This window comes from Litoreibacter sp. (genome assembly GCF_039974535.1).
Lineage (GTDB): Bacteria > Pseudomonadota > Alphaproteobacteria > Rhodobacterales > Rhodobacteraceae > Litoreibacter.
In genome coordinates this window covers 271,144-294,959 of the sequence record NZ_JBDWIU010000007.1, presented here as the reverse complement: position 1 = coordinate 294,959, position 23,816 = coordinate 271,144, and the positions used below count along the sequence as shown (strand labels likewise).

Annotated in this window: 22 protein-coding genes and 1 tRNA gene; 5 read left to right on the top strand and 18 right to left on the bottom strand. The window is 55.9% G+C overall.

Annotated elements, in window-relative coordinates:
* The first annotated feature begins 9 nt into the window (after positions 1-9).
* Both ABJN86_RS05605 and ABJN86_RS05600 read left to right on the top strand, forming a co-directional pair.
* Positions 10-85: transfer RNA gene (locus ABJN86_RS05605), tRNA-Ala, on the top strand.
* A gap of 211 nt (positions 86-296) precedes the next feature.
* Positions 297-968, top strand: a complete 672-nt coding sequence (locus tag ABJN86_RS05600; protein ID WP_348365371.1) for an HAD family phosphatase — start codon at positions 297-299, stop codon at positions 966-968.
* 160 nt (positions 969-1,128) lie between these two features.
* Here the strand turns inward: ABJN86_RS05600 and ftrA are convergent, their stop codons facing one another.
* Positions 1,129-2,106 carry a transcriptional regulator FtrA gene (gene ftrA / locus ABJN86_RS05595; protein WP_348365369.1) on the bottom strand — a complete coding sequence of 326 codons (978 nt, stop codon included), beginning with the start codon at positions 2,104-2,106 and terminating at the stop codon, positions 1,129-1,131.
* A 98-nt stretch (positions 2,107-2,204) separates the two neighbouring features.
* Between ftrA and ABJN86_RS05590 the strand changes: the two genes are divergently transcribed.
* Entirely contained in the window at positions 2,205-2,588 is a 384-nt protein-coding gene (locus ABJN86_RS05590) for a nuclear transport factor 2 family protein (RefSeq protein ID WP_348365366.1), read from the top strand.
* A gap of 63 nt (positions 2,589-2,651) precedes the next feature.
* Here the strand turns inward: ABJN86_RS05590 and xylA are convergent, their stop codons facing one another.
* The 5 genes from xylA to xylF all read right to left on the bottom strand — a co-directional run bounded on the left by xylA (position 2,652) and on the right by xylF (position 8,613).
* Positions 2,652-3,953 carry a xylose isomerase gene (gene xylA, locus ABJN86_RS05585; protein ID WP_348365364.1) on the bottom strand — a complete coding sequence of 434 codons (1,302 nt, stop codon included), beginning with the start codon at positions 3,951-3,953 and terminating at the stop codon, positions 2,652-2,654.
* 1 nt (position 3,954) lies between these two features.
* Positions 3,955-5,394, bottom strand: coding sequence for a xylulokinase (xylB, locus tag ABJN86_RS05580; protein WP_348365361.1), 1,440 nt, complete (start codon positions 5,392-5,394; stop codon positions 3,955-3,957).
* Positions 5,391-6,140 carry an ATP-binding cassette domain-containing protein gene (locus tag ABJN86_RS05575; protein ID WP_348365360.1) on the bottom strand — a complete coding sequence of 250 codons (750 nt, stop codon included), beginning with the start codon at positions 6,138-6,140 and terminating at the stop codon, positions 5,391-5,393. Before ABJN86_RS05575 ends, xylB begins: the two co-directional genes overlap by 4 nt.
* Positions 6,137-7,426: a sugar ABC transporter permease gene (locus ABJN86_RS05570; protein WP_348365357.1), complete on the bottom strand. Its 1,290-nt coding sequence runs from the start codon at positions 7,424-7,426 to the stop codon at positions 6,137-6,139. Before ABJN86_RS05570 ends, ABJN86_RS05575 begins: the two co-directional genes overlap by 4 nt.
* A gap of 158 nt (positions 7,427-7,584) precedes the next feature.
* Positions 7,585-8,613, bottom strand: a complete 1,029-nt coding sequence (gene xylF / locus ABJN86_RS05565; RefSeq protein WP_348365355.1) for a D-xylose ABC transporter substrate-binding protein — start codon at positions 8,611-8,613, stop codon at positions 7,585-7,587.
* A gap of 202 nt (positions 8,614-8,815) precedes the next feature.
* On the opposite strand from xylF, the gene ABJN86_RS05560 reads away from it, so the two are divergent.
* Both ABJN86_RS05560 and ABJN86_RS05555 read left to right on the top strand, forming a co-directional pair.
* Positions 8,816-10,087 carry an ROK family protein gene (locus ABJN86_RS05560; protein WP_348365354.1) on the top strand — a complete coding sequence of 424 codons (1,272 nt, stop codon included), beginning with the start codon at positions 8,816-8,818 and terminating at the stop codon, positions 10,085-10,087.
* 65 nt (positions 10,088-10,152) lie between these two features.
* Positions 10,153-11,568, top strand: coding sequence for a CRTAC1 family protein (locus ABJN86_RS05555; RefSeq protein WP_348365489.1), 1,416 nt, complete (start codon positions 10,153-10,155; stop codon positions 11,566-11,568).
* Here ABJN86_RS05555 and ABJN86_RS05550 read toward each other — a convergent pair.
* The 12 genes from ABJN86_RS05550 to ABJN86_RS05495 form a co-directional block, all read right to left on the bottom strand.
* Positions 11,565-12,887 (bottom strand): cytochrome c peroxidase, encoded by a 1,323-nt coding sequence (locus ABJN86_RS05550; RefSeq protein ID WP_348365351.1) that lies wholly within the window; start codon positions 12,885-12,887, stop codon positions 11,565-11,567. The genes ABJN86_RS05555 and ABJN86_RS05550 overlap by 4 nt on opposite strands.
* 97 nt (positions 12,888-12,984) lie before the next feature.
* Positions 12,985-14,109 (bottom strand): M56 family metallopeptidase, encoded by a 1,125-nt coding sequence (locus ABJN86_RS05545; RefSeq protein WP_348365349.1) that lies wholly within the window; start codon positions 14,107-14,109, stop codon positions 12,985-12,987.
* Positions 14,099-14,494 carry a BlaI/MecI/CopY family transcriptional regulator gene (locus ABJN86_RS05540; RefSeq protein ID WP_348365348.1) on the bottom strand — a complete coding sequence of 132 codons (396 nt, stop codon included), beginning with the start codon at positions 14,492-14,494 and terminating at the stop codon, positions 14,099-14,101. Before ABJN86_RS05540 ends, ABJN86_RS05545 begins: the two co-directional genes overlap by 11 nt.
* 83 nt (positions 14,495-14,577) lie before the next feature.
* Complete coding sequence (locus tag ABJN86_RS05535) at positions 14,578-14,856, bottom strand: DUF2160 domain-containing protein (RefSeq protein WP_348365346.1); 279 nt, start codon at positions 14,854-14,856, stop codon at positions 14,578-14,580.
* A 1-nt stretch (position 14,857) separates the two neighbouring features.
* Positions 14,858-15,655, bottom strand: a complete 798-nt coding sequence (locus ABJN86_RS05530) for a carbohydrate ABC transporter permease (RefSeq protein ID WP_348365345.1) — start codon at positions 15,653-15,655, stop codon at positions 14,858-14,860.
* A complete protein-coding gene (locus ABJN86_RS05525; RefSeq protein ID WP_348365343.1) occupies positions 15,652-16,515 on the bottom strand; it encodes a sugar ABC transporter permease in 864 nt (287 codons plus the stop codon). The genes ABJN86_RS05530 and ABJN86_RS05525 overlap by 4 nt, the downstream gene beginning before the upstream one ends.
* Positions 16,512-17,588 (bottom strand): ABC transporter ATP-binding protein, encoded by a 1,077-nt coding sequence (locus tag ABJN86_RS05520; protein ID WP_348365341.1) that lies wholly within the window; start codon positions 17,586-17,588, stop codon positions 16,512-16,514. Before ABJN86_RS05520 ends, ABJN86_RS05525 begins: the two co-directional genes overlap by 4 nt.
* Entirely contained in the window at positions 17,588-18,661 is a 1,074-nt protein-coding gene (locus ABJN86_RS05515) for an ABC transporter ATP-binding protein (RefSeq protein ID WP_348365339.1), read from the bottom strand. The genes ABJN86_RS05520 and ABJN86_RS05515 overlap by 1 nt, the downstream gene beginning before the upstream one ends.
* 103 nt (positions 18,662-18,764) lie before the next feature.
* Positions 18,765-20,501 (bottom strand): ABC transporter substrate-binding protein, encoded by a 1,737-nt coding sequence (locus tag ABJN86_RS05510; RefSeq protein WP_348365338.1) that lies wholly within the window; start codon positions 20,499-20,501, stop codon positions 18,765-18,767.
* Between the two features lie 207 nt (positions 20,502-20,708).
* Positions 20,709-21,755 carry an ABC transporter substrate-binding protein gene (locus tag ABJN86_RS05505; protein WP_348365336.1) on the bottom strand — a complete coding sequence of 349 codons (1,047 nt, stop codon included), beginning with the start codon at positions 21,753-21,755 and terminating at the stop codon, positions 20,709-20,711.
* Positions 21,725-23,098: a sensor histidine kinase N-terminal domain-containing protein gene (locus ABJN86_RS05500; protein WP_348365334.1), complete on the bottom strand. Its 1,374-nt coding sequence runs from the start codon at positions 23,096-23,098 to the stop codon at positions 21,725-21,727. Before ABJN86_RS05500 ends, ABJN86_RS05505 begins: the two co-directional genes overlap by 31 nt.
* Positions 23,095-23,760 carry a response regulator transcription factor gene (locus ABJN86_RS05495; RefSeq protein ID WP_348365333.1) on the bottom strand — a complete coding sequence of 222 codons (666 nt, stop codon included), beginning with the start codon at positions 23,758-23,760 and terminating at the stop codon, positions 23,095-23,097. The genes ABJN86_RS05500 and ABJN86_RS05495 overlap by 4 nt, the downstream gene beginning before the upstream one ends.
* Positions 23,761-23,816: the final 56 nt, after the last annotated feature.

Here is a 23,816-nt window from a genome sequence, read left to right as displayed (position 1 = left end):
TTGCAGTTTGGGGCCTTAGCTCAGCTGGGAGAGCGCCTGCATGGCATGCAGGAGGTCAGCGGTTCGATCCCGCTAGGCTCCACCAAACACCTTCTAATCAGCACCCCCTAATAGTTCCTTTTTGGAAGCATAGCTTTTCCATTCACCCTGCTTGACCCATTGGCGGATTTTCATCCACCACGCGGCGAAGGTGTCCAAAGAGCCCGATGTGACGGATGTTGCAGTCTGTATGAAGGTCGGTTTCGATACGATACAACCGATGTTACCAATCAACAAAGCAATAGGAAGCACCCCTCATGCAGTTTATCTCTCCCAAAGGCGTTGTGTTCGACATGGACGGCCTGCTGCTTGATACAGAACGGGTGTACTTCGAGAGCTTCCGCGCCGCGCTTGCCGCTATCGGATTACCGCAGGACGACAACTTATTCCGGCGGCTAGTTGGTACGAACCTTTTGCTTGGACATCAGCTATTGACCGAGGGGCTTTCGGGACGCGTCACACTTGAAAAATTTAATGCCGTCTGGGACGATGAAATTACGCTACGGCTCGCAGATTGCATCCCTGTCAAACCTGGTGCGCCCGCGATTGCAGAATACCTGCGCGAACGGGATATCCCCTACATTATAGCCACCAGTACCCAGACGGAAAAAGCGCATCTCCATCTCGAACGGGCAGGCCTCAGTGCTCTTTTTCAAGACATAGTTGGTGGTGATCAGGTCGCGGCCAGCAAGCCTGCGCCAGATATTTACCTGCACGCGACTGCACGTTTAGGTCAGGATCCTACAACCTGCGTCGCATTCGAAGATTCACCAAACGGCGTCCGCGCGGCACATGCGGCAGGCCTCATTACAGTTCAGGTCCCTGATATTGTCGCTCCCGATTCCGAGCTGCGGGCGCTCGGGCACTATATCGCCAGTGACATCATCACCGGAGCGCGCAAAGTTGGGCTAATGGTAGATCAGGATTAGGAAACTGACATTGATGAATTGAAGGCGAACGGCAGCTTCGCCCGCTTAGTGGCCAGCTGAGCATCACATGACGGATGGCGGCTTTTTCATTGGCGTTTGACGGAGTGTTTATGCTGCCAAGAAGGAACAATTATGCGTTCCTGATCACCTTCAATTAGGTTTAGACCGCTCCTAAGCGTTCGCGGTACCGAAGGGGCGGCACCCCCATCGTTTTTCGAAACTCGCGGCGGAACGTTTCTGCTGAGCCAAATCCGCAAACGTCCCAGACATCTGACAACGGAATTGTGCTGTTTTCCAGCAGCTCAGCAGCGCGAGACACGCGTTCCATCTTGAGCCAGTTTAGCGGGGTCGTTCCGGCTTCCTCGTGGAAACGCCGTGCCAATGTCCGTCCGCTCGTGGCGGCGGCTTTTGCCATGCGTTCCATCGGCCAGTCCTCGTCAATTGATGCGCGTATGCGGTCTTGCAGTGCGGCCAGTCCCGATCCAACCCGTGCTTTTGGTTGTGGTCGTGGTACGAACTGCCGTTGACCGCCATCTCGTTGCGCGGGCAACACCAGCCGGCGCGCAACAGTCGCTGCCACCTGCGCGCCGAAGTCTTGCCGGATGATGTGCAGCCCAAGGTCTAGCCCCGCAGCCGATCCTGCAGAGGTGTACACGCGCTCGCCCTCTACAAAAAGCACGTCCGGATCTACGGTCACGTCTGGATACCGCTGCGCAAGTGCTTCAGTGTAGCGCCAATGTGTTGTCGCGTTTTTCCCATCCAGTAAGCCGGCGGCAGCCAGAACAAACACGCCGGAACAGATGGAAGCAATCCGCGCGCCGTTGTCATAAGCGGCTCGCAGGGCCGAGCACAGCTCATCAGGGACAGGAGTGTCAGCGCCGCGCCAACCTGGGACGATAATCAGGCTGGCCTCTTGTAGCAGGTCGAGGTTCTCCTGCGCATCTACGGTGATGCCCCCGACGGCACGAATTGGACCAGCTTCGGCCTTCACAGTCGCGAAGCGGTACCAGTTCTCAAATTCGGGTCGAGGCAAGGCGAACAGCTCCACGGCAATTCCGAACTCAAATGTGCACAACCCGTCATAGGCGATGGCGCAAACCAAGGGGTTCTTCTGGGAAGAGGGGGCTATTTTTGGCATCTTGGCAAAATCCGACCGCATGTTGTCAATTTTGCCAGTATCGCGAATTCCCAGCAGATGGCAAGTCTTGGGCATCACATTGAAACGGAGATATAACGATGACTATCCAAGCTGACCTGTTGGGCGCAATTGAGACTTACTTTGACGCGATCCACGATTGCGATACTGAAAAGCTGAACGCCGTGTTCCACCCGCAATCCAGTTTATTTGATGCAGACAATGGGGTAGTTTTTGTGGAGCCTATTGATAGCTTTAGCCGTGATGTGGCGGGGCGCGTGTCGCCTGCAAGCAAGGGACAGGACCGCGAGGCCGAAGTTCTGATGGTCGACTTTCTGTCCCCGATAAGTGCGACGGTCAAAATCCGGATTCGCGCCCATCAAAGCGTGTTCGTTGACCATCTGGGTTTCGTGCTTGGTGCAGACGGATGGCAGATCGTGTCGAAGATCTGGCATCTCGAAAGCACGATCCCAGAAGGCGTGTAAATTATGCCGCTTGGTGAACATCGCCATAAGGGGGAATTGTTGTGGTCCCCTTATGGCGAAGTCTTAAAGAAACCGGTTCACCAAGTTCTCTAGGCGTTCTTGTCGGCCTGAGCGGGGTTTGGGGTTGATGCCTTCGGCGACAACACGGTCGTGCACGGCTCCAAGATCGCTCGATAGCAGTGCTTGACCCTCAGTTGTGCCCCAGCCCGCGTAACGGGCCTCTCTGGCCGCCTCCAGCTTGCCGCTCTCTAGCATCGCCGCCGCAGCCTTTAATCCGGCAGCACAGGCGTCCATGCCGCCGACATGGGCCAGGATTAAGTCTTCGGGATCCAAAGACTGGCGGCGTAATTTGGCATCAAAATTTGTCCCACCCGTTGTGAACCCACCTGCGCGCAATACTTCGTAGTAGGCCAATGTCATTTCAGGCACATTGTTGGGGAACTGATCTGTGTCCCAGCCTGACTGGTAGTCGTTCCGGTTCATGTCGATGGAGCCGAAGATGCCCAACTCGCGGGCAAGTGCGAGTTCGTGCTCAAATGAATGGCCCGCCAAGATCGCATGGCCTTGCTCAATATTGACTTGAACCTCGCCCTCAAGTCCGAAGTCCTTAAGGAATCCGTACACGGTGGCCACGTCGTAGTCGTATTGGTGCTTGGTCGGTTCTTGCGGTTTGGGTTCAATCAAGATCGCGCCTTTGAAGCCCATCTTGTGTTTGTAATCGACGACCATTTGCAACATGCGGCCCGCCTGCTGGCGCTCGCGTCCCATGTCGGTGTTTAGCAAGGTCTCATACCCTTCACGCCCGCCCCAAAGGACGTAATTCTCGCCGCCCAGTTTGATGGTGGCATCCAAGCAGGTTTTGATCGTCGCGGCAGAGAATGCGAACACGTCTGGGTCGGGGTTCGTCGCGGCACCAGACATGAAGCGGCTGTGCGAAAATAGGTTCGCCGTTCCCCAAAGAAGCTTGGTGCCTGTGGCGTCCATCTTTTCGCCAAAGTAGTCGACGATCTCCTCTAGGTTGCGTGTGTTTTCGGCGAAGTTTGCCCCCTCGGGGCGCACATCCGCATCGTGAAAACAAAAGTAGGGCACGTTCAAAATTTGAAACATCTCGAACGCTACATCGGCCTTTAGTTTGGCCAACTCCATTGTGTCGCCAAACCATGGTCGATCAAACGTCTGCCCACCAAAAGGATCACCGCCGGGCCAGGCGAAGGAATGCCAATAGGCCGCCGCGAAGCGCAGATGATCCTTCATTGGTTTTCCCATGACCAGTTCATTGGCGTCGTAATGGCGGAAGGCGAAATCATTGTCGCTATCTACGCCTTCAAATTTAATGGCAGGAATGCCTTTGAAGAAATCGGTCATGTTAGATGTCCTTTAGAACGGAGTAGGCTTCGCGGTATCGCGCGTGGGTCTCGGCAAAGGCAGAGGTAAGGGAAGGGTCGGGGGCCACGGTCTTTTCAATCTTGGGCATGGTTGCGACTTCGCTGCCCGCGCCGCTCGCCGCCATCATGCCAAGGCGGGCAGCACCCAAGGCTGCGCCAAAGTCGCCAGCCGCCGGCAGCATCAATGGAATGTCCAAGGTGGTCGCGATGGTTTCAAGCCAATAGTCGGATTTTGCCCCGCCGCCCAATGCGAGTGCGGATTCAATTGTTGTGCCGGTGGAGCGCAACGCGACCTGACAGTCTGCGAAGGCAAAGGCTACACCTTCCAACACGGATCGCGCAGCTTGCTTTGCATCCGTAGCATGGTCGAGATGCAGGAACTGCCCGCGCATATCCGCGTTGTTGTGAGGTGTGCGCTCGCCTCCCAGATACGGCAGGAACAAGGTGCGTGATGGAGCTTGTAATGCACCTAAGTCCTGCGTGAGTTCAGCCGCACTTTGGCCCGTCAGGCGGGACAGCCATTGCAGCGCGTCGGTGGCGGCAAGGATGACGCCCATTTGGTGCCATGTGTCAGGCAGGGCATGGCAAAACGTGTGCACGGCGCTGGCCGCATCAGGTTGATAGGCGTCGGAGGCCGCAAAAAGCACACCCGAAGTTCCAAGCGATACGAAGGCATCGCCTTTCGCCACAACCCCAGCCCCAATCGCGCTGGCGGCGTTGTCGCCACCTCCGCCAGCTATGACCACGCCGTGAGGCAGGCCCCAATCGTCAGCCAATGTGTCGCGCAGGGTGCCCGAGATGTCCGAGCCTTCAACAAGGTTCGGCATGTGGCTGCGATCTAGCCCTGTCGCGGCCAGCAGATCATCCGACCAGTCGCGCTTCTGCACATCCAGCCAACTTGTTCCTGCGGCATCTGACATCTCGGCCACCTGCTCGCCAGTCAGGGCAAGGCGCAGATAATCTTTGGGCAGCAGAACCTTCGCAAGCCTGTCAAATAGGTCGGGCTCATTGTTGCGGACCCACGCAACCTTGGGGGCAGTGAAACCCGCGAAGACGATATTGCCGGTGAGGTCGCGAAATTGCGGATTGGCGTCCAACTCTGCGGCCTCAATGGCGGAGCGCGTGTCGTTCCATAAGATACACGGGCGCAAAACCGTATCGGAGGCATCCAACAAGGTTGCGCCATGCATATGCCCCGAAATGCCTATGCCAGCTACGTCCGATAGGTCGGACGCGACACCGAGTGCGCGGATGGCGGTTTGTGTCGCATCCGCCCAATCCTTTGGGTCTTGCTCGGACCATCCATCATGTGGTCGCGACACGGACAGGGCCACCGAATGCTCTGCCAAAACCCGCTGATCATCATCGATAAGGATGGCTTTCAAGGATGACGTGCCTAGATCAAGCCCGATGTAGGTCACGCGGCGGCTTTCGGGTTTTTGCCCAAGATGATCATCGACAAGATGTCATCCTCGGTGACGTCCTCAACGCGCTCGGTTCCAACCATTTGGCCGTTCTTCATGACGGATACGCGGTCGCATAGATCCATCATCTCGCGGGTGTCGTGGCTGATCAGAAAGATGCCAAGCCCTTGCTTCTTCAACTCGCCGATAAGCTCCGCAACCATGGCGGTTTCATGCACCCCTAGAGCGGCAGTTGGTTCATCCATGATCAGGATCTTGGCGTTGAAGTAGACCGCACGGGCAATGGCGACCGATTGGCGTTGGCCTCCCGACAGGGCGGATACCGGTTCTTTCAATTTCTTAAAGTTCGGGTTGAGGCGGGCCATGATCTTGCGCGTCTCAGCCTCCATCGTGCTGTCGTCAACGAAGCCGAGGGGGGTGGTCAGCTCGCGCCCCAAAAACAGGTTGGACGCCGCATCAAGATTATCGGCGAGCGCCAGGGTCTGGTAGATCGTCTCAATATTGTAGTCACGGCTGTCGCGGGGTGAGTTGATCGTGGCCTGCTCGCCTTCGATCCAGATCTCACCGGAGTCCATCTTATAGGCCCCCGACAGCATCTTGATCAGTGTAGATTTGCCTGCACCGTTGTGCCCCAAAAGGCCGACAACCTCGCCCGCATGTAGATCAATGCTGACATCATCAACCGCCCTGACCCCGCCAAATGCGATGGAGACGTTTTTCATTTCAACCAATGGAGATGTCATGCTTTTGCTCCCATCCGCTTGCGGTATTGAATGTCGACCCAAACGGCAGCAACAAGGACCGCGCCCACCACGATGTTTTGGTAGGGGGCGTCAACGCCGACCATGGCCATGCCTGATTGCAAGGACTGCATGATAAGCGCCCCGATGATTGCACCGTAGATGGTGCCGACACCGCCTGACAATGCTGTGCCACCAATGACGGCGGCGGCGATAACGCGCAGCTCGTCCAATGTTCCGATATCGTTTGTATGGTAGCCTAAGCGCGCGGAAGCGACGATACCCGCCAGTGCAGACAGGACACCGACCATCGCGAAGATTTTGACCGTCAGCAGCCGCGTGTTGATGCCTGATAACTCTGCCGCGTCAGGGTTGCCACCGGTTGCGAAGATGTAGCGGCCCAAACGTGTGCGTAGCGCGATCACGGTCATGACGATTGCAACTGTGATCAAAACCAGAACGGAGTAGGGAAGGCCGTAAGCCGCGACGCAGCTCTCGGCAGTATCACATCCATAAAGGCTTGGGTCGCGTGCTATGACACGCTCTGGGACCGAGTATGCATTCAGAATGGCGACAAAGCCCAAGATGGCGCCAGCGATGACCGCCATGATCGAGACCTCTGCCCACATAGGTTTGACAGGGAAGCCGTGCCCCATCTTCGTGCGGCGTGCTGACCAGATGGCGGCCAATGACACGGCCGCGCCGATGATGCCAACAATCCAACTCCAAGTTGCGCCAAGCGTTCCGCTGATGCCGCCAAATAGAATGAACGTCTGATCCAATGGGCCAATGGTGGCCCCATCGGTCAACCACCACCCCACGTTGCGCCACACAAGCAGGCCGCCGAGGGTTACGATAAACGCTGGGATCGCTTGATAGCCAATCAGCCAACCTTGCGCCGCACCAATTGCAGCTCCTGTCAGCAGGCCTACGGCGATTGTGATCCATGGGATCAGTGGATGTCCCAGCTCAAGGCCCATGATTTGTGGGAGCCATTGGGTTTGTGTCATCCCCATCACGGCGGTGCAGGTCGCTAGCAATGCGCCGACTGAAAGATCGATGTGGCGGGTAACGATGACGAACACCATGCCAGTGGCCATGATGGCGACCGATACAGTTTGGATTGTCAGGTTGAAGATGTTACGCGGCGTCAAGAAGCGCCCCTCTGTGAGCACGTTAAATACGATGCAAACGATCAAGAAGGCGCCAAGCATGCCTAGCAAGCGGGTATCGACCTCCAATGATTGCAAGAAGCTGCGCTTGGGCTGTGGCGCGGGTTGCTCTGACATGTTCCGTCTCCATCGAAAGCGTATGCGATATCCCACCATACGCCGACGGGCTTGTCGGTGGCTATGGTGTAGGGATGTGGTGAAATTTCTAAGATGGGCCTGCCCAACATTTGGAGAAGGGCAGGCCCGAAGTCGCACGGCTGGAAAGCCGCGGCAATTTAGTTACAAGGTGCGGGACCGTTGCTGACACCCTGACATAGGGATTCCACTGTGATCCAGCCCGCGTCCGTTACGACCGACAGATTTTCGGCTGTGACCGGAACCGGTGCTAGGAAGATGGACTTGATGTCAGTGCCTGATGGGGATGTCCAATCAACAGCGCCGTCCACGGATGCAGCCGCATCACCAGCAAGAGTTGCTGCGATTGTGCCGGCGGCTTTGCCCAGCTCGCGTGCATCCTTCCAGACCGACACGGTTTGCGTGCCCAGTGCAACGCGGTTCAATGCGGCGTGGTCGCCATCTTGGCCGGACACTGGCAGGCCTTCCAGGCCTTGGGCGGTCAGCGCTGCAACAACACCGCCTGCCGTGCCGTCGTTGGAGGCCACAACTGCATCTACCTTGTTGTCGTTTGCTGTCAGGATTTGCTCCATGTTGCGCTGAGCATTCGCTGGCAGCCAGCCATCGGTATAGGCCTCGTCAACAATAGTAATCGCGCCGCTGTCGATTGCTGCTTGCAGGATCTCTTGCTGCCCGCCACGCAGGAAGTCAGCGTTCGGGTCAGTTGGAGAGCCTTTGATCATGACGTAGTTGCCAGTTGGCTGGGCAGCGAATACCGCGCGTGCCTGCATGCGGCCAACTTCGACGTTGTCGAATGTCAGATAGAATGCACGGCTGTCCTCGATCAGGCGATCATAGGCGACAACTGGAATGCCTTCCGCGTCAGCTGCATCAACTGCAGGGCCGATAGCTGCGGAGTCTTGAGCGAGAATGATCAAGGCATCAACGCCTTGTGCAATCAGGCTTTCAACGTCGGAGAGCTGCTTGGCGGAAGACGATTGCGCATCAGCGGATACATATGTGGCACCTGCCGCTTCCAATGCCGACTTGATCGCTGCTTCGTCTGTTTTCCAGCGCTCTTCTTGGAAATTGGACCAGCTGACGCCCACGGTGACGGCGTGGCCATCTGCGAATGCTGTTGTTCCGAAGCCTGCAGCTGCGACGGCTGCCGCTATAATATACTTGTTCATCTTATTCCTCCCAAATGTCTTTCCCTGACGTGATCAGGGGTGAGTCGTGCGACTCGTTGAGTAGATTGCATCTATTTAATTCAGTTTGCAAAATAATAAATTCATAAATTGCATCAGATATGTTACTCAGCCCTTCCTAGCTGCGATTAGTTCGGTAAAAACCGTGGTGGGTTTGGAATATTTTGAGGATTAAGTTTGCTGAATGAATAATAGTGAGGCGGATAATATCATAGCTGAAAACCCTGCGGGATGTGGGCCTTTACTGCATCGTGATCGAGGCCGCGAGTTGCCGTTGCGCCAACAAATATTCCAGCATGTACGTGCGTTAGGTCGAACAGCACGGGCTGATTTGGCGCGCGCGCTCGATATCAGTGCCGGAAGCGCCACAACCTTGACCGCCGATCTGATTGCCTCGGGATTGATGCGTGAGGTCGATGGCCAAGCGCGCGACATAGGTCGCGGCAGGCCTCGCGTGGCACTGGAGATCGTGCCGAACGCGGCCTATGTTATCGGCATCAAGCTATCCTTCAAGAAACATACGGCGGTGCTGTCGGACTTTGCCGGTGATGTTGTTGCGACGGCCGAAATGCCTTCAACAGGCAAGCGCGGGTCGGGCGTTGAATTACTTGATGAGGTCGAGGATTTAATCAGTTTGGTCACTAAAAATGGTGGCAAAACCTTCAAAGACATCAAGGCCGTCGGCGTTGGGTTGCCGGGAATTGTGGACATCACAACCGGAACAATTATCTGGTCATCCCTGCTGAAAGATCCAAACGAAGACTTAAGAACCTTATTCGCGCAGCGGCTTGATATGCCGCTGTTCCTCGATAATGACACCAATATGTTGACCTTGGCAGAGCTGTGGTTTGGCGTCGGGCGCGACATGACAGATTTTGCCGTGGTTACCATCGAGAATGGCGTCGGCATGGGGTTGGTCGTAAACAACAGCCTATATCGCGGGACCCATGGTATGGGGTTGGAACTCGGCCACACAAAGGTGCAGTTAGATGGCGCGTTGTGCGGGTGCGGTCAGCGCGGATGTTTAGAGGCCTACATTGCGGATTATGCGCTGACCCGCGAAGCCGCTATTGCGCTGGACCACATTGGAAATGAGCCGAAAACTCCTGAGGAGTTGCTGGAGTTGTTGTTCAGTGAAGCGAAGGCGGGAAATTCAGCCGCGTTGTCGATATTCAAACGGGCAGGGCGGTTCTTGTCTGTTGGATTGTCAAATGTCATCCAGCTGTTCGACCCACCGTTGATAATCTTGTCTGGTGACAGGATGCAAAATGACTATCTCCACGCCTCTGAAATCTTCGCCGAAATGCATAACTTGACCCTTTCTGACGGGCGTCAGCCTTGCAAAGTTGCGATCCACCCATGGGATGATTTCGTCTGGGCGCGTGGGGCAACAGCCCCTGCCTTGTCAGCATTAACGGATGTGATGGTCGGCGGGTTGGAAGCCCAAAACCTGTGAGAATTGTTGCCTTCATAATCGCGGCGTTGGGGCAGCCTGTGATTGCGGAGCCGCGCTTTGTCGATATGTCTGACCGATTGCCCAAACACGTCTATTCCGGCGGGTGGGAACACTTCGTCGGTGGCGGGGTCGCGGTGTTTGACTGCAATGGCGACGACTTGCCGGATATCTTCGCGGCAGGTGGCGCGAACCCGTCCAGTATGCTTCGCAACGACGGGGGTTTTGAATTCTCACCTGTTGATGTGCCTCAAATTGAAGGTGCGACAGGTGCTTACCCTATTGATTTGGACGGCGATGGGCATTTGGATTTATTCGTGCTGCGTGTCGGAGACAATCGTATCCTTAAGGGGGGGGGCGGCTGCAAATTTGATGACAAGACAAGCGCCTTTGGACTGCCCGAAAATGATCGCTGGTCCACGGCCTTCACGGCGTGGTGGGAGGAGGGTCATCAACGCCCCACGCTAGCCATAGGGAACTATGTGGACCGCAATGATCCTGATGGCCCATTTGAGGCGTGCGATGACAATGCGATCCTTTGGCCGACGGACGACGGCTACTCAGTGCAGGTTTTACAGCCCGGTTTTTGCCCTTTATCGATGCTCGCGGCCAATGACGCGCGCGGGCGCCCCACTTTGCGGATTTCTAACGACCGGCACTACTATGTGTCCGGCGGGCATGAGCAGATGTGGGACATCAATCAGCGGCGCTTCTTGGGGGAGGAGGATGGCTGGGAAAACGTCTCTCTTTGGGGGATGGGGATTGCCAGCCGCGACTTGAATGGTGACGGGCGAGACGAGGTTATGTTGACCTCTATGGGTGATCAGCTTTTACAATTTGCGCAACCCGATGGCACCTACAAAGCTGCGCATTACGATATCGGGACTTACTCGCAACGCCCGCATGTTGGCGGCGACGGTCGCCCCTCAACGGGATGGCACGCGGAGTTTGGGGACGTGGACAATGACGGGCTTGCGGATTTGTTCATTGCCAAAGGGAATGTGGATCAAATGCCGGGCATGGCAACGCGGGATCCCAACAATCTACTGATGCAAAAACCGGATGGTACATTTGAGGAGAAGGCGGCCGCCGCAGGCATCGCCACATTGAAACGTGCGCGGGGTGCAGCGTTGGCTGATTTCGATTTGGACGGGCGGCTTGACCTTGTTGTTTTGAACAGGCGTTCACCGTTGGAGTTGTACCGCAATGATTCAGAAGACACAGGCAATTGGGTTGGCATTTCGCTGGCGCAAGACGGTGGGAACCGTGATGCAATCGGGGCAGTCATTACCTTGCTTGCTGGCGACCGCGCGCAGTCGCAACAACACACGATTGGTGGCGGGCATGCAGGGGGGCAAATGTTGCCACGGCATTTCGGGCTAGGGGCGCAAAGTACTGCCGTTGTCAGTGTCGCATGGCCCGATGGCACTACCTCTCATCACGAAGTTCAGGCTGGTGGCGTAGTCCTATTGCGCAAGCCTTAGTTTGGAACCGTCAGCCCGCTTGGCACAGTATCTGGCACGCCTAAACGCCCGTTGGGACTGATAGGGTCGGTGAGGCTATTCATGAAGGCGACCAAAGCGGCGATATCGTTTGATGTCAGATCAACGGGTTCGGCTTGAACAGCATTCGTTATTTCCGCAACCTGAAGCGGGTCATCCAAAACAGCAAAATCGTTGTCTTCATACGGTGGTAAAGCGGCTTGGGTGCGATCATAGGCTGCTAGCCCGCGCACAGGGTTCGCATGAAAAGCTATGAAGGCAGATAGATCTTTATGCGCCCCTGCGTGCCCATATGGCGCGGTCAGCGCTACGTTGCGCAATGAGGGTGTGCGAAAGGCAAAGCGGTCCTCATCGCGGCCCGTGACACGGAAGCGGCCTTCGTCTCTTTGATGGGCTTCAAAACTCGCGGCTTTTCCCGGCCCGATTTGTGGGGTGGCCATAGCATGAAAGCTATGATCGGTTAGGAACGGGCCGCTGTGGCAGGTGGCGCAACCTGCATCACCGTAAAACAATTTCATGCCTGATGTGGCACGAGCACTTAGTGAGCCTTCCCCTCGCAAGACAGCGTCAAAAGGCGCGTTATCGGCACGCCATTCCAACTCTATAAAGGCGGCAATGGCATTCGAGATGTCGGTGAATGCAATGTCGTTGGAAGAGTTGAGCGTTGGGTACACCGCTTGAAAGCGTTGGGCATATGCGTCAATTTTCGCCACGCGCTGCGCCAGTTGTCCCCACGCGCCGTCTTTGCCGGTAATAACCCCCTGACGCACCAATTTTGCGATGCCGTTCTCTTTATGCGAACCAGCCATCTCGTCGCGGCTGAGCACGGGGAACATGGTTTGCGCAGATAAAACGGACGCGAATCCTTTGACCATGTCAGCATCCAATGGGGTGCGTATCCCGTTCGGCAATGTTGGGCCCGCTTCCAATCGTCCGTCGTGAAACAGGACGGTGAATTCCTTGGCGCCCAAGTTAAACAAGGCAGGGGAGTTTCGCGGTATGCGTTGCTCAGGTCTGTTGTTCGGGTCGACACGTCTTGTCGACCCTAGGCCGATTCCACCATCTCCGAACGACAAGGAGACACCATCAGAGGTGCCGAACTTCGGGTGATGACACGTGGCACAAGCGACTTCGCGATTGCCCGACAAAATTGGGTCGTAGAACAGCAATTGCCCCAGTTTGGCCTCTTCAGGATCAACGGCATGGAAGGCGTCCTCTTGAATGGGGGCGGGAAGTTGCTGTGCCACACCCAACGATGTGGTTGCAGCAATGAATATCGCCGCCATTGAAAGGGCTTGCATGCGAGCGTCTATCCTCAAGCAAAGGGGAAAGTCTAAGGTTAACCATATTGCTTCGACCCAAACATACAATCTTCAAAACGCGAAAATTGCGCCGCAGTTAGTTGCTTTGACTGCGGTTGTTCAAGCGCTCGAGGTTTACAATCGCGGATAACATCAAGCGATCTTGGCTCCAGTCCGAGGGCGCGCGCATGGCGATTGATGCGTTCACGACAATCGCGAAAACGGGGATCATCAACAGCACAATATACCAACGGCCCGCGTCCTTGGTGCTGGCGTCCAATATCGATTCAACACGGCGTTTCAAGAAGGCCATGGACTTACTGGAACACGCATGCCCGTCAAGCTGCGCGAAAGGGACGCTGGGTGTCATGATTTGATTGCTGCGATCCGCCGATAAGCTGGTTCGGCACACGCGCAGCAGGCATTCGCAATAGGCCCGAATGGCAAAGACGCCACGTCGTAGAACCTGTTGGTCACAGGCCAGTTCGCGCATCCGTTCCACTTCGCGTTTGCAGTAGATGAACGCTGGATTCCAGAAGAAGATCGGGCGGCATAGCTCCAACGCGATCTCCCAAATCAGGTCGCGCTGGCGGACGTGCTGAATTTCATGGCTGACCGCGATGCGCACATCGTCGGCTTGCGTGAGCAGCTCGGAGGGCAAAACAATGTAGTGGCGCCATATCCCGCGGGTGGAAAACGGCACCCGAGCCTCATGCGTGATGCGAATGTCGATCCGGCCAATGCGTCGCTGAACATAGCTTCGGTGAATCATGCCCGACATCCGCCAGATGTTCTTCGCATTGCGCAGGCTCGCGGCAAAGAAACCCGCACCAAGGGCACCAAGGATGGTGTAGCTGACCCATGTGCTCAGATTTACCGCCTCATGGGTTAACTCGGTGCGCAGCATTAAAAGTTGCTCAAACTTGGTTGGGGCCATTGCAATGTTGCCATGCAAGTATTGCGCCACAAGGAAGTCTGAAAAGCTGAACCCTTGCGCTGGCGAAGACATCCCAAACCAGTTGATCGCATCCGACGCAAGGACCACGATGGGGGCCAAGACAACCGTGACCAGCACAGCATAGAGCAAGTTCAACTGGGTAAGGAATGAGCCGCGCCACCGAGATTTGGCGATGGCGAATTTTGAGATCATCCATATGGCAGCGACCGCCGCCAGAATGATGTTGGCATCTATATATGCGCTAAAGAGTTTCTCAGCTGTCATTATCCGTCAACCTTCTGTCTAGAAGTGCTCGAATTTCCTCCAGTGCCTCTTCTGACATGCCTTGGTCGTCGACCAGTCGTGCTACCAATGACGCGGGCGTTCCATCGAACAGTTTGTTTGATAGATCGCGCAGTGTTTTGGATTGGTAGGCGTCCTTGGCCAAGGCTGGCTTATAGACGAAGGTTTTGCCCTGCTTTTCGCTGGTGACAAAATCCTTTTGTTCCATAATCCGCAAGATCGTCGCGGCAGAGGTGTAGGCGAGGTTCCGTTCAGGCTGCAGTCGCGCAAGCACGTCGCGCACTGTCCCTTGCCCAAGCGCCCAAAGTTCAGTCATGAACTCCAGTTCAACCTCGGTCAAAAACTCACTTTTCTTCTTCTGCCGCATTACTTGTCTCACTATTGTCAGGCCTGCTCATGCCTTGGACTACTAAAAACTAAAAGTTTCGTTTTTCCAAGGAAAATGGGCGGTCAAACTTTCCAAAAACAAAATGCACCCCAAAGCAAACTTATCACAAGTGGCCCCCAAAGCGGCATTCCGAAGAAGAAAATCCATGCAAGGAATATGTATGCCGCTCCCAATAGGGACAGGAATAAACGGTCGCCGCGGGTGGTGGTCAGGCCCAAAACCCCGTTGCGTTTCGACGTGCCGGGGTACTTGATTTCAATGTAGGTAATGATCCCCATTGCGGTGAACAAGCATATGAAAAACAGGCCTGTGGGCCATGTCCAAGCCATCCAAGTAAACATTTTACACCCTCCCCAACGCGAAGCCTTTGGCGATGTAGTTTCGCACAAAGTAGATAACGATAGCGCCCGGGATGATGGTCAATGTCCCCGCCGCCGCGAGCAGCCCCAACTCATACCCCGCACTGGAGGCGGTCTTGGTCATGGTTGCTGCAATTGGTTTGGCGTCAACCGCCGTAAGGGTCTTTGCCAGCAGCAACTCCACCCATGAGAACATGAAGCAAAAGAACGCCGCGACCCCGACACCCGCCTTAATGGAGGGCAAGAAGATCGTCATGAAGAACCTCGGGAAGCTGTAACCGTCAACGTAGGCAGTCTCGTCCAACTCCTTGGGAACGCCGCCCATGAAGCCTTCCAAAATCCAGACGGCAAGCGGGATGTTGAACAAGCAATGCGCCAAGGCAACCGCAAGGTGGGTGTCGAACAACCCCACGGCCGAGTAGAGCTGGAAGAACGGCAGCGCAAACACGGCGGCCGGCGCCATGCGGTTTGTCAGCAGCCAGAAGAACAGCGTCTTGTCACCAAGGAATCGATACCGCGAGAACGCGTAGGCGGCGGGCAGGGCGACGGCGATGGAGATCACCGTATTGATCGACACGTAAATGATCGAGTTGATGTAGCCCCAGTACCATGTCGGGTCGGTGAAAATGGTGGCGTAGTTCTCCAAGGTGAAGGTTTGCGGGAAAAGTGAGAAGCCCGACAATATTTCGTTGGTGGTTTTAAAGCTCATCGCCACCAGCCAGTAAATCGGCAGCATCAGGAACAAGATATATAGGATCGGGATTAGGTTGCGCTTTCTCATTGAGCGTCATCCTTTGTCATCAGAGTGTAGAAAAGCCAGCTCACCAAAAGCGTGATGGCAAAATAGATCAGCGACATCGCCGCGGCGGGGCCAAGGTCGAACTGGCCAAGGGCGATTTTCACAAGGTCAATCGACAAGAGCGTGGTCGAGTTGCCGGGGCCGCCACCTGTCAGCACAAACGGCTCGGTGTAGATGTTGAAGCTGTCCATGAAGCGCAGCAAGATCGCGATGGTCAGAACCTGCTTCATCTTGGGCAACTGAATGTAGCGAAATACCTTCCAAGGGCTGGCGCCGTCGATCTTGGCAGCTTGGTAGTAGGCCTCTGGGATAGACACCAGCCCAGCGTAGCTAAGCAACACCACAAGGGACGTCCAATGCCACACATCCATGGTGACGATTGTGGCCCAAGCCGCAAACGGGCTTTGTGTCATGTCATAGGAGATGCCCAAAGTGTGGTTCATAAGGTAGCCCAAAAGGCCGATGTCGGGCAGGGTGAAGATGTTCCACATAGCGCCCACCACATTCCACGGGATCAGCATAGGAAGCGCCATGGTTACCAGGCATATAGGTACCCAAAAGCCGTCGCGTGGCATGGACAGGGCGATGATGATGCCAAGCGGGATCTCAATCGCCAGAATGATGCCCGTGAACAGGAACTGGCGACCAAGTGCGGCGTGGAAGCGTTCGGAGTTCAACAGCTCCTCGAACCAACGTAGCCCCTCGAAGAAGAACAGATTGTTGCCGAAGGTCTCTTGCACGGAGTAGTTCACGACGGTCATCATCGGGATCAGTGCGTTGAACGCCACCAGAAGTAGAACCGGCAGAACAAAGAACCACGCTTTTTGGTTTTTGGTTTTCATGATGCGGCCCTCGTCGTTGCCAGCCAGCCGTCACGGTAAAGTCGCGTCTGATCTTGTTGGAATTGTAGGTGTATGGCGCTGCCTTGGGTGGGGGCTTCGCCCTCCATTACGGCTTTGACCAAAGTGTCGCCGACCATCGCGTCGACCACATTATGCCGCCCGACGTCGGACACCTTGCGAACGGTGGCGGGTAGGCCTGCGTCGCTCAAGGTCACGAATTCTGGGCGAACCCCGATCTGGGTCAAGTCCCCACCATCCGCAACTGCCCCTTCCAAGGCCACGTTGTGCCCTTGGAAAAACGCGTCGCCGTCGCGGACTTCAGCGGGCAGAACATTCATGCCCGGAGAGCCGATGAAGTGTCCCACGAATGTATGGGCAGGGCGCTCGAACAACTCAACCGGCGTGCCGATTTGAACGATTTCGCCGTCCTGCATGACAACCACTTGGTCCGCGAAGGTCAGGGCCTCTGTTTGGTCATGGGTGACGTAAATCATCGTCGCACGCACCTTTTGGTGCAGCTCTCTGAGCTTGGAGCGCAGCTTCCATTTCAGGTGCGGGTCGATAACGGTCAGGGGTTCATCGAACATCACGACGTTCACGTCGTCACGCACCAAACCGCGCCCCATTGAGATTTTTTGTTTGTTGTCAGGCGACAATCCGGCGGCACGCGTGGTGAGCAGGTCGGTGACTTCCAACATCTGCGCAATCTCAGTAACCCGCGCGCTGACTTTGTCCTCAGCGACGCCGCGGTTACGCAGTGGAAAGGCGAGGTTGTCGAAAACGGTCATGGTGTCGTAGATCACCGGAAACTGGAAAACTTGCGCAATGTTGCGCTGATCCGGTGGCAGGTTGGTCACGTCATTCCCGTCAAACAGGATTTGCCCGTCCGATGGCGTGAGCAGTCCAGAGATGATGTTGAGCAAGGTTGATTTGCCACAACCCGAAGGTCCCAGCAGGGCATAAGCCCCGCCGTCCGACCATTCTAGGTCGATTTCCTTCAGCGCGTAGTCTGATGGTTTTGACGGGTTTGGCATGTAGCTGTGGCGCAGTTTTGAAAGTGTAATTTTAGCCATTAGGCTGCCTCCCCCGTGGCGCGAGCACCGTCGGGTGCGAAATAGAAGCAGGCGGATGGGTCCAGATAAAACGGGTGATCCTGCCCGATCTCATAGGGATGTACGCCGTGTGACAGGGATACCCAGTCGGAGTGTGGCATGCGGAAATGCGCGCTGCTTTCTGAGCCGGACAGCTCGGTCACCAGCACCTCTCCTGACAATGCCACCGAGTTTTTTGCGGTGGAGTATGGCGTCACAAAATGCGGGCGCACGGCGACTTGGTAGGAGCCATCTTGCAAGGACGCAGGCGCGCCTGTGGCTGTCCATGAAACATCGCCCATCGAGATGGTGTCGCCTTGCTTTATGACGTCCGCCACATTGATCGGTGGATCGGAGAAGACGGAGGCCGCCATAAGCGTTTCAGGGGTGCGGTAGATGTCGGCGGTAGGGCCAAACTGGACCACGTCCCCGTCGCTCATAAGTCCGGTGTAGCCGCCTAGAAGCAGGGCCTCCTCTGGTTCGGATGTGGCGTAAACAACTACGGCGCCACGGCCGGCGAATAGCTCTGGAAGTTGTTCGCGCAGCTCTTCACGCAGTTTGTAATCGAGGTTCGCCAAAGGCTCGTCCAGAAAAACCGCGCGGCTTTCTTTGGCAATGGCGCGGGCAAGGGCGGTTCGTTGCTGCTGTCCGCCCGATAGCTCATGCGGGTAGCGGTTCAACATGGGGCGCAGCTGCAAAATATCTGCGGCTTCTTCCACGCGCCCCTGAATTTCGGACTTCGCCATTCCAGCCACTTTCAAGGGCGAGGCGATGTTGTCATAGACGCTCATATGCGGGTAATTCACGAAGAATTGGTGCACGAGGCTGATGTTGCGCCTTTGGGTGCTCAGCTTGGTGACGTCTTGCCCGTCCATAAAGATTTGGCCGTCGGCAATCGGGTCTAGGCCTGCCATCATTTTGATCAGGCTGGTTTTTCCTGCGCCTGTTTCACCAAGTAAGACGTTGAAGTGACCGGTCTCCAGCTTAAGCGTCGTGGGCTTTATGTGGACCTGACCATCAACCACTTTGGTGATGTTATGTGTGTCGAGTGTCATAGTGGGTTTATGCCGTTTATTAAGGTGTCCCAAGAAACCGGGGCCCAGTTCTGGGTGGGCCCCGGTAAATGTCGGCGCGAGAGGCGCGGACGGGGAGGTCAGGTTACTCTGATGCCCAGCGGGCGACGAGCTCGTCGTAGTTGACGGTTTGACCTTGCGGTTTCTCGTTCTCAAGCGGGGGCTTGGCGCCGCCGTTTTCGTACCAGTATTCCGCTGTCTTTTCCTCATTCAGGCGTGGACCACAGCCGCCATAGACGTTGGCTGCTTCATCGGCGGCTTGCATGCGGGACATGGTGATGTCCATTTCGCCAGCCAAGCGATCCATCGCTTCTTGAGGGGTGAATGCGCCAGAGTTCACGTCACCGATTTGCTGCCACCAGATTTGGGCCAGTTTCGGATAGTCAGGCACATTGATCCCAGTTGGGGACCAAGCCACGCGGTCGGGTGAGCGGTAGAACTCTACCAGACCACCAAGTTTTGGCGCACGTTCTGTGAAGCTTTCGTGACGAACCGAGCTGTCACGCGCAAAGGTCAGGCCCACGTGGGACTTCTTCACGTCAACAGTCTTGGAGGTCACGAACTGGGCATAGAGCCAAGCAGCTTGTGCGCGCTCGCTTGGGGTGGATTTCAGGAATGTCCAAGATCCGACGTCCTGATAGCCAACCTTTTGACCTTCTTGCCAGTACGGGCCGTGTGGCGAGGGTGCCATGCGCCACAGTGGGTTGCCTTCGGCGTCCACGGTGTTGTTGCCTGCGGATTGCGGGGCCACCATGTCGGCGGTGAAGGCGGTGTACCAGAAGATTTGCTGGGCCACGTTACCTTGCGCCAATGCGGGCAGGGACTGGTAGAAGTCATAGCTTGCAGCGCCGGGTGGGGCGTAGTTGCGCAGCCATTCATCCCACTTGCGGATCGCGTAAACCGCCGCAGGACCGTTTGCGGCCCCACCACGTGTGACGGATGCGCCAACAGGGTTGCACGAGCCAGCCTCCATGCGGATGCCCCATTCGTCGATAGGCACACCGTTCGGCTCACCTTTGGAACCAGCACCGGCCATGGACAGCCACGCGTCCGTCATGCGCCAGCCCAAATCAGGTGCGCGCTTGCCGTAATCCATGTGGCCGTAGATGTCGGTCCCATCGATTTGCTGCACGTCCTTGGAGAAGAACTCGGCGATGTCCTCGTAGGCCGACCAGTTGACTGGCACACCTAGGTCGTAGCCGTATTTGGCTTTGAACTGCGTCTTCAAGTCCTCGTTGTCGAACCAGTCTTTGCGGAACCAATACAGGTTCGCAAATTGTTGGTCAGGCAATTGATACAGGTTGCCATCTGGCCCAGTGGTGAATTGGATGCCCATGAAGTCATCCAAGGCCAATGTCGGGCTTGTTGTGCTCGACCAGTCGCCCGCCATTTGCTCGGTCAGGTTGTAGGCCAGTTGCAAGCGCGAGTGGGTGCCGATGAGGTCAGAGTCGTTGACATAGCCGTCGTACAGATTGCGGTTCGTTTGCATCTGCGTCTGAACGGCTTGAACAACTTCGCCTTCGCCAAGGATCTGGTGGTTCACTTTGATCCCGGTGATTTCCTCGAAGGCTTTGGTCAGCACTTCGCTTTCGTATGAGTGGGTCGGAATGCCCTCGGACAGGACGTTGATTTCCATCCCTGCATAGGGTGTAGCGGCATTAATGAACCACTGCATTTCGCTCAGCTGTTCGCCCTTGGATAGTGTGGACGGCTGAAATTCTTGATCAATCCAACGCTGGGCAGCGGCTTCATCAGCCACAACTCCATTGGATCCCGCAATCACGGCAGATACCGCAACTGCGGAGAATAGATACTTGCGCATCTTGTCTCCTCCCTTGAGATTTTTGAGCCGGTTTTCGCCGACGCCTAACTGTCGTCGCGAAAGAGGCATGTTGTCAAACTAAAATATTAGTAGATGTGTGTATTATTTTTAATTATCTGAAATAAAACAATAATAAGATAATTCTGACGCTGGTTGAGCGCTGGACGAATCACAAAATATAGATTCGAATAGCAAATGTGGAACGCGTTAGGGTAGTTCTTGCAAAATCGAATTTTCCCAACTGCGCAGGAACTTTTCTTCCTTCAATTGGTCTAAGAAAACCAACAACCCAGGCCCAAACCGGATCGGGCGCAAAGCGGGATTGTCTTGAAGGGCGGCTGTATCGAGGGGCGGCAGGCCTGAGGCTTCGACAAGCTCGGGGTACCTACGCAGGGACGTCAGAAAGTCGACCATGGCGCGTGCGTCGGGGACGTTTTCAGCGCTGGACGGGATCAGCACAGTTCGCAGCATGACGTTCATAAAGTCCGTAAGCTCGACAATCTGCACCCCTTCGGTGGCCGCAACGACAGAGGCGGCGTAGCTGCCCAACACATTGTACGCCATTGCCAGTTTTCCTGAAGCGACGTCAGAAATCATATCGCCGGAGCAACAATATAACTGCGCATCAAGTCGCCCCATAACCTCCATTAATCGCCAGTATGTTTCCGACGTGCGGCTGTCTTGGGTCGCCATAAGGTACCCAAATCCCGAGCGGCGTACATCATAGGTTCCAACCCGTCCTCGGAATTTTTCGGGGTTCTGCCTAAGCAGTTCGATCAACGCATCGCGGGTTTGCGGTGCCGTACCTTTGTCAAAATATTTGTCCGACACCACCATGACTGCGGGCTCTTGGGTGAAGGCAAATAACTGGTCTCGCCAAATCGCCCAATCAGGCAATTCCGGGGCGCTTTGAGGTATGTAACTTTGAGCATAGCCATCGTTGGCCAGTTTGGTCTGCAAATCCATCGCCGATGATATGGCAAGGTCGAACACCGCGTCTTCCTCGTAGATGGCCTTCATCAGGTCGGTCGTGCCTGTGATCGTGTAGTCAATTGAAATGCCGGGATTGTCAGCTTGAAAGGCCAACAAGATCGGCTCAAACACCGCGCGATCTGCGGTGGAGATTATGTGTAGGACGGACGTCTCTGGCGACGCCGTGTAGACTTGACGGTCTTCTATCTCGAACGCTTGCGCCGCCCCCACCCAAAGGGACATCGCAGCGATCAATTGTAGGGTAAAATGAGTGACACGCATGCGCCCTGTCCTTCCTCGCTATGGGAGAGTTCCAGCTGGCCGCCATGGGCACGGGCCACCTCATCCGCAATGGTTAATCCCAGACCCGACCCCACGACGTCACCTACATTGGCGCCGCGAGAATACCGACTGGTAAGACCAGCCAAATCCATGTCACCAAACCCGCGCCCTTGGTCCGTGACCGACAACCGAAGGACTGAATTGATCTCGATGCGAACAGAAATGTCGCTGTCTTCGGGGGAGTATTTGATAGCATTGTCCAAGATATTGTGAAGCGCTGCTTGCAGCATGATGCCATCCCCTTTGAAGGGTACGGGACCGTCCGGTTGCTCCATCAACAGGGCGATGTCTTTTAGTTCAGCCGTTGGTGAAAGTCTGTCGCAGGTTTCGGTTACTAAGGTCGCAAGGTCCAACGGATCTAATGCTAAGCTATCCGCGCGAAAGGTGACCATTGCGTGGTCCAGAATTTGTCCGGCAGAGCGCGAGCTTTCATCAATCGCGCGGATCATGTCGCGGATGGCTTGTTTGTGCTCGGGCTTGTTGAGCTTGCGATGCGTGACTTCCGCTTGGGTGCGAACGGTGGCAAGCGGCGTGCGCACGCGGTGCGCGGCTTCAGTGATAAGATCTTCTGTTCGCGACAAGGAAGACCGCAACCGCGCCATGAAGGAGTTCAGCGCGTCAACCAACGGCGTCAGCTCAGTCGGGGCCTCGCCTGTTACGGGTCGCAAATCTGAAGGTCCACGGCGGGCAACCGTGCCGGTCATGCGGTTCAGTGGGCGCAATGCGGAGTTGGCCGCGAGCAAGGATAAAGTGGTGGCCAATAGAAAGAACAGCAACCCGACACCCGTGGCTGTGATGGTGATACGGCGCGATATTGCGGCCAACCCCGAGCGTGTTTGCGCGACGGTTACGACAACTTGTGACCCAGCCGCCGTGTTGCTTACACGGCGCAAAATTGAGGTGAGGCGTACCTCGTCCCCGCGATAAACTTCGGTCGAGAACACAGGCGTGTCTAGGCGTGTGGGGAGGTTGTTTGCCGGAAGGTCCGCATAGCCGGTCAATGTGCCGTCATTCACTGTGATGCGGTAAAACACCCTGTCCTCATTGATCGTACCCAACATGGATAGGGCGGAGTAGGGAAGCTCCAGCGTGACTTCGCCTTGCTCGGACGTCAGGCTGTCGGCAATGGCAGTGGCGGATGCCGCGAGGATGTCGTCTTGCGTGCCCTCGGCGGCCCTAGAGGCGACGCCGCGAACGACGAGCACAAAGGCCAACGACAAAACAGCAGCAACAGCCGCCAGTTGGTAGAACAAACGTTTGCGAATGGAGGCGGGTCGCTTCATGTGGCGATCATGCGGTAACCCAGACCGCGAACTGTTTCGATCTTGGCCCCCGATCCTTCGAGGCGTTTTCGCAGGCGGGCGACATAGACCTCAATGGCGTTCTCGGAGGCTTCATCGGAGAATGAAAACATGCGATCGATTAGATGCGACTTTGAGAAGACTTGGCCCGGTGCGGCAAAAAATACCTCTAGCAGGCGCAGCTCGCGATTTCGCAAATTGGTTGACGAATCGCCAACCTGCAACTCGCCTTTCGTCAGGTTCAAAATGGTGCCGTTGAACATCTTTTGGTTGTCTGCCGCCCCACCTTGGCGCCGTAAAACTGCACGGCATCGCGCCTCAAGCTCGGCGAAGTCGAAGGGTTTGGTAATATAATCATCCGCCCCTAAGTCCAGCAAAGAGATGCGGTCTGACACTGCAGATCGGGCGGTGATAACGATCACCGGCGTGCGTTTTTCGGCGCGTCTTTGGTGCTGCAAAAACTCGCGACCATCGCCGTCCGGAAGCATTATATCCAACAAAATCAAGTCATAATCCGCGACGTCCATACAGGCACTTGCGGCGTCCAAACGGTCGGCGTGATCCACGGCATGGCCATCCAGCTGCAAGCGTTCAACAACCGCGCCAGCAAGCTTTGGATTATCTTCAATGAGAAGGTAGCGCATGGGTGGGGGGCCTTTTTCCGTGAGCGTGACAGGTTCGTGTCAGGTTTGGACGTTTG

Excerpts from the sequence above, each read along its gene's own strand:
- ABJN86_RS05560 (WP_348365354.1), top strand. The coding sequence starts at position 8,816 with ATGAATAATAGTGAGGCGGATAATATCATAGCTGAAAACCCTGCGGGA.
- xylF (WP_348365355.1), bottom strand. The coding sequence starts at position 8,613 with ATGAACAAGTATATTATAGCGGCAGCCGTCGCAGCTGCAGGCTTCGGA.
- xylA (WP_348365364.1), bottom strand. The coding sequence starts at position 3,953 with ATGACCGATTTCTTCAAAGGCATTCCTGCCATTAAATTTGAAGGCGTA.
- ABJN86_RS05530 (WP_348365345.1), bottom strand. The coding sequence starts at position 15,655 with ATGAGAAAGCGCAACCTAATCCCGATCCTATATATCTTGTTCCTGATG.
- ABJN86_RS05600 (WP_348365371.1), top strand. The coding sequence starts at position 297 with ATGCAGTTTATCTCTCCCAAAGGCGTTGTGTTCGACATGGACGGCCTG.
- ABJN86_RS05545 (WP_348365349.1), bottom strand. The coding sequence starts at position 14,109 with ATGACAGCTGAGAAACTCTTTAGCGCATATATAGATGCCAACATCATT.
- ABJN86_RS05505 (WP_348365336.1), bottom strand. The coding sequence starts at position 21,755 with ATGCGTGTCACTCATTTTACCCTACAATTGATCGCTGCGATGTCCCTT.
- ABJN86_RS05555 (WP_348365489.1), top strand. The coding sequence starts at position 10,153 with ATGTCTGACCGATTGCCCAAACACGTCTATTCCGGCGGGTGGGAACAC.
- ABJN86_RS05570 (WP_348365357.1), bottom strand. The coding sequence starts at position 7,426 with ATGTCAGAGCAACCCGCGCCACAGCCCAAGCGCAGCTTCTTGCAATCA.
- ABJN86_RS05550 (WP_348365351.1), bottom strand. The coding sequence starts at position 12,887 with ATGCAAGCCCTTTCAATGGCGGCGATATTCATTGCTGCAACCACATCG.
- ftrA (WP_348365369.1), bottom strand. The coding sequence starts at position 2,106 with ATGCCAAAAATAGCCCCCTCTTCCCAGAAGAACCCCTTGGTTTGCGCC.
- ABJN86_RS05500 (WP_348365334.1), bottom strand. The coding sequence starts at position 23,098 with ATGAAGCGACCCGCCTCCATTCGCAAACGTTTGTTCTACCAACTGGCG.
- ABJN86_RS05495 (WP_348365333.1), bottom strand. The coding sequence starts at position 23,760 with ATGCGCTACCTTCTCATTGAAGATAATCCAAAGCTTGCTGGCGCGGTT.
- ABJN86_RS05590 (WP_348365366.1), top strand. The coding sequence starts at position 2,205 with ATGACTATCCAAGCTGACCTGTTGGGCGCAATTGAGACTTACTTTGAC.
- ABJN86_RS05535 (WP_348365346.1), bottom strand. The coding sequence starts at position 14,856 with ATGTTTACTTGGATGGCTTGGACATGGCCCACAGGCCTGTTTTTCATA.
- ABJN86_RS05510 (WP_348365338.1), bottom strand. The coding sequence starts at position 20,501 with ATGCGCAAGTATCTATTCTCCGCAGTTGCGGTATCTGCCGTGATTGCG.
- ABJN86_RS05515 (WP_348365339.1), bottom strand. The coding sequence starts at position 18,661 with ATGACACTCGACACACATAACATCACCAAAGTGGTTGATGGTCAGGTC.
- ABJN86_RS05520 (WP_348365341.1), bottom strand. The coding sequence starts at position 17,588 with ATGGCTAAAATTACACTTTCAAAACTGCGCCACAGCTACATGCCAAAC.
- ABJN86_RS05525 (WP_348365343.1), bottom strand. The coding sequence starts at position 16,515 with ATGAAAACCAAAAACCAAAAAGCGTGGTTCTTTGTTCTGCCGGTTCTA.
- ABJN86_RS05575 (WP_348365360.1), bottom strand. The coding sequence starts at position 6,140 with ATGACATCTCCATTGGTTGAAATGAAAAACGTCTCCATCGCATTTGGC.
- ABJN86_RS05540 (WP_348365348.1), bottom strand. The coding sequence starts at position 14,494 with ATGCGGCAGAAGAAGAAAAGTGAGTTTTTGACCGAGGTTGAACTGGAG.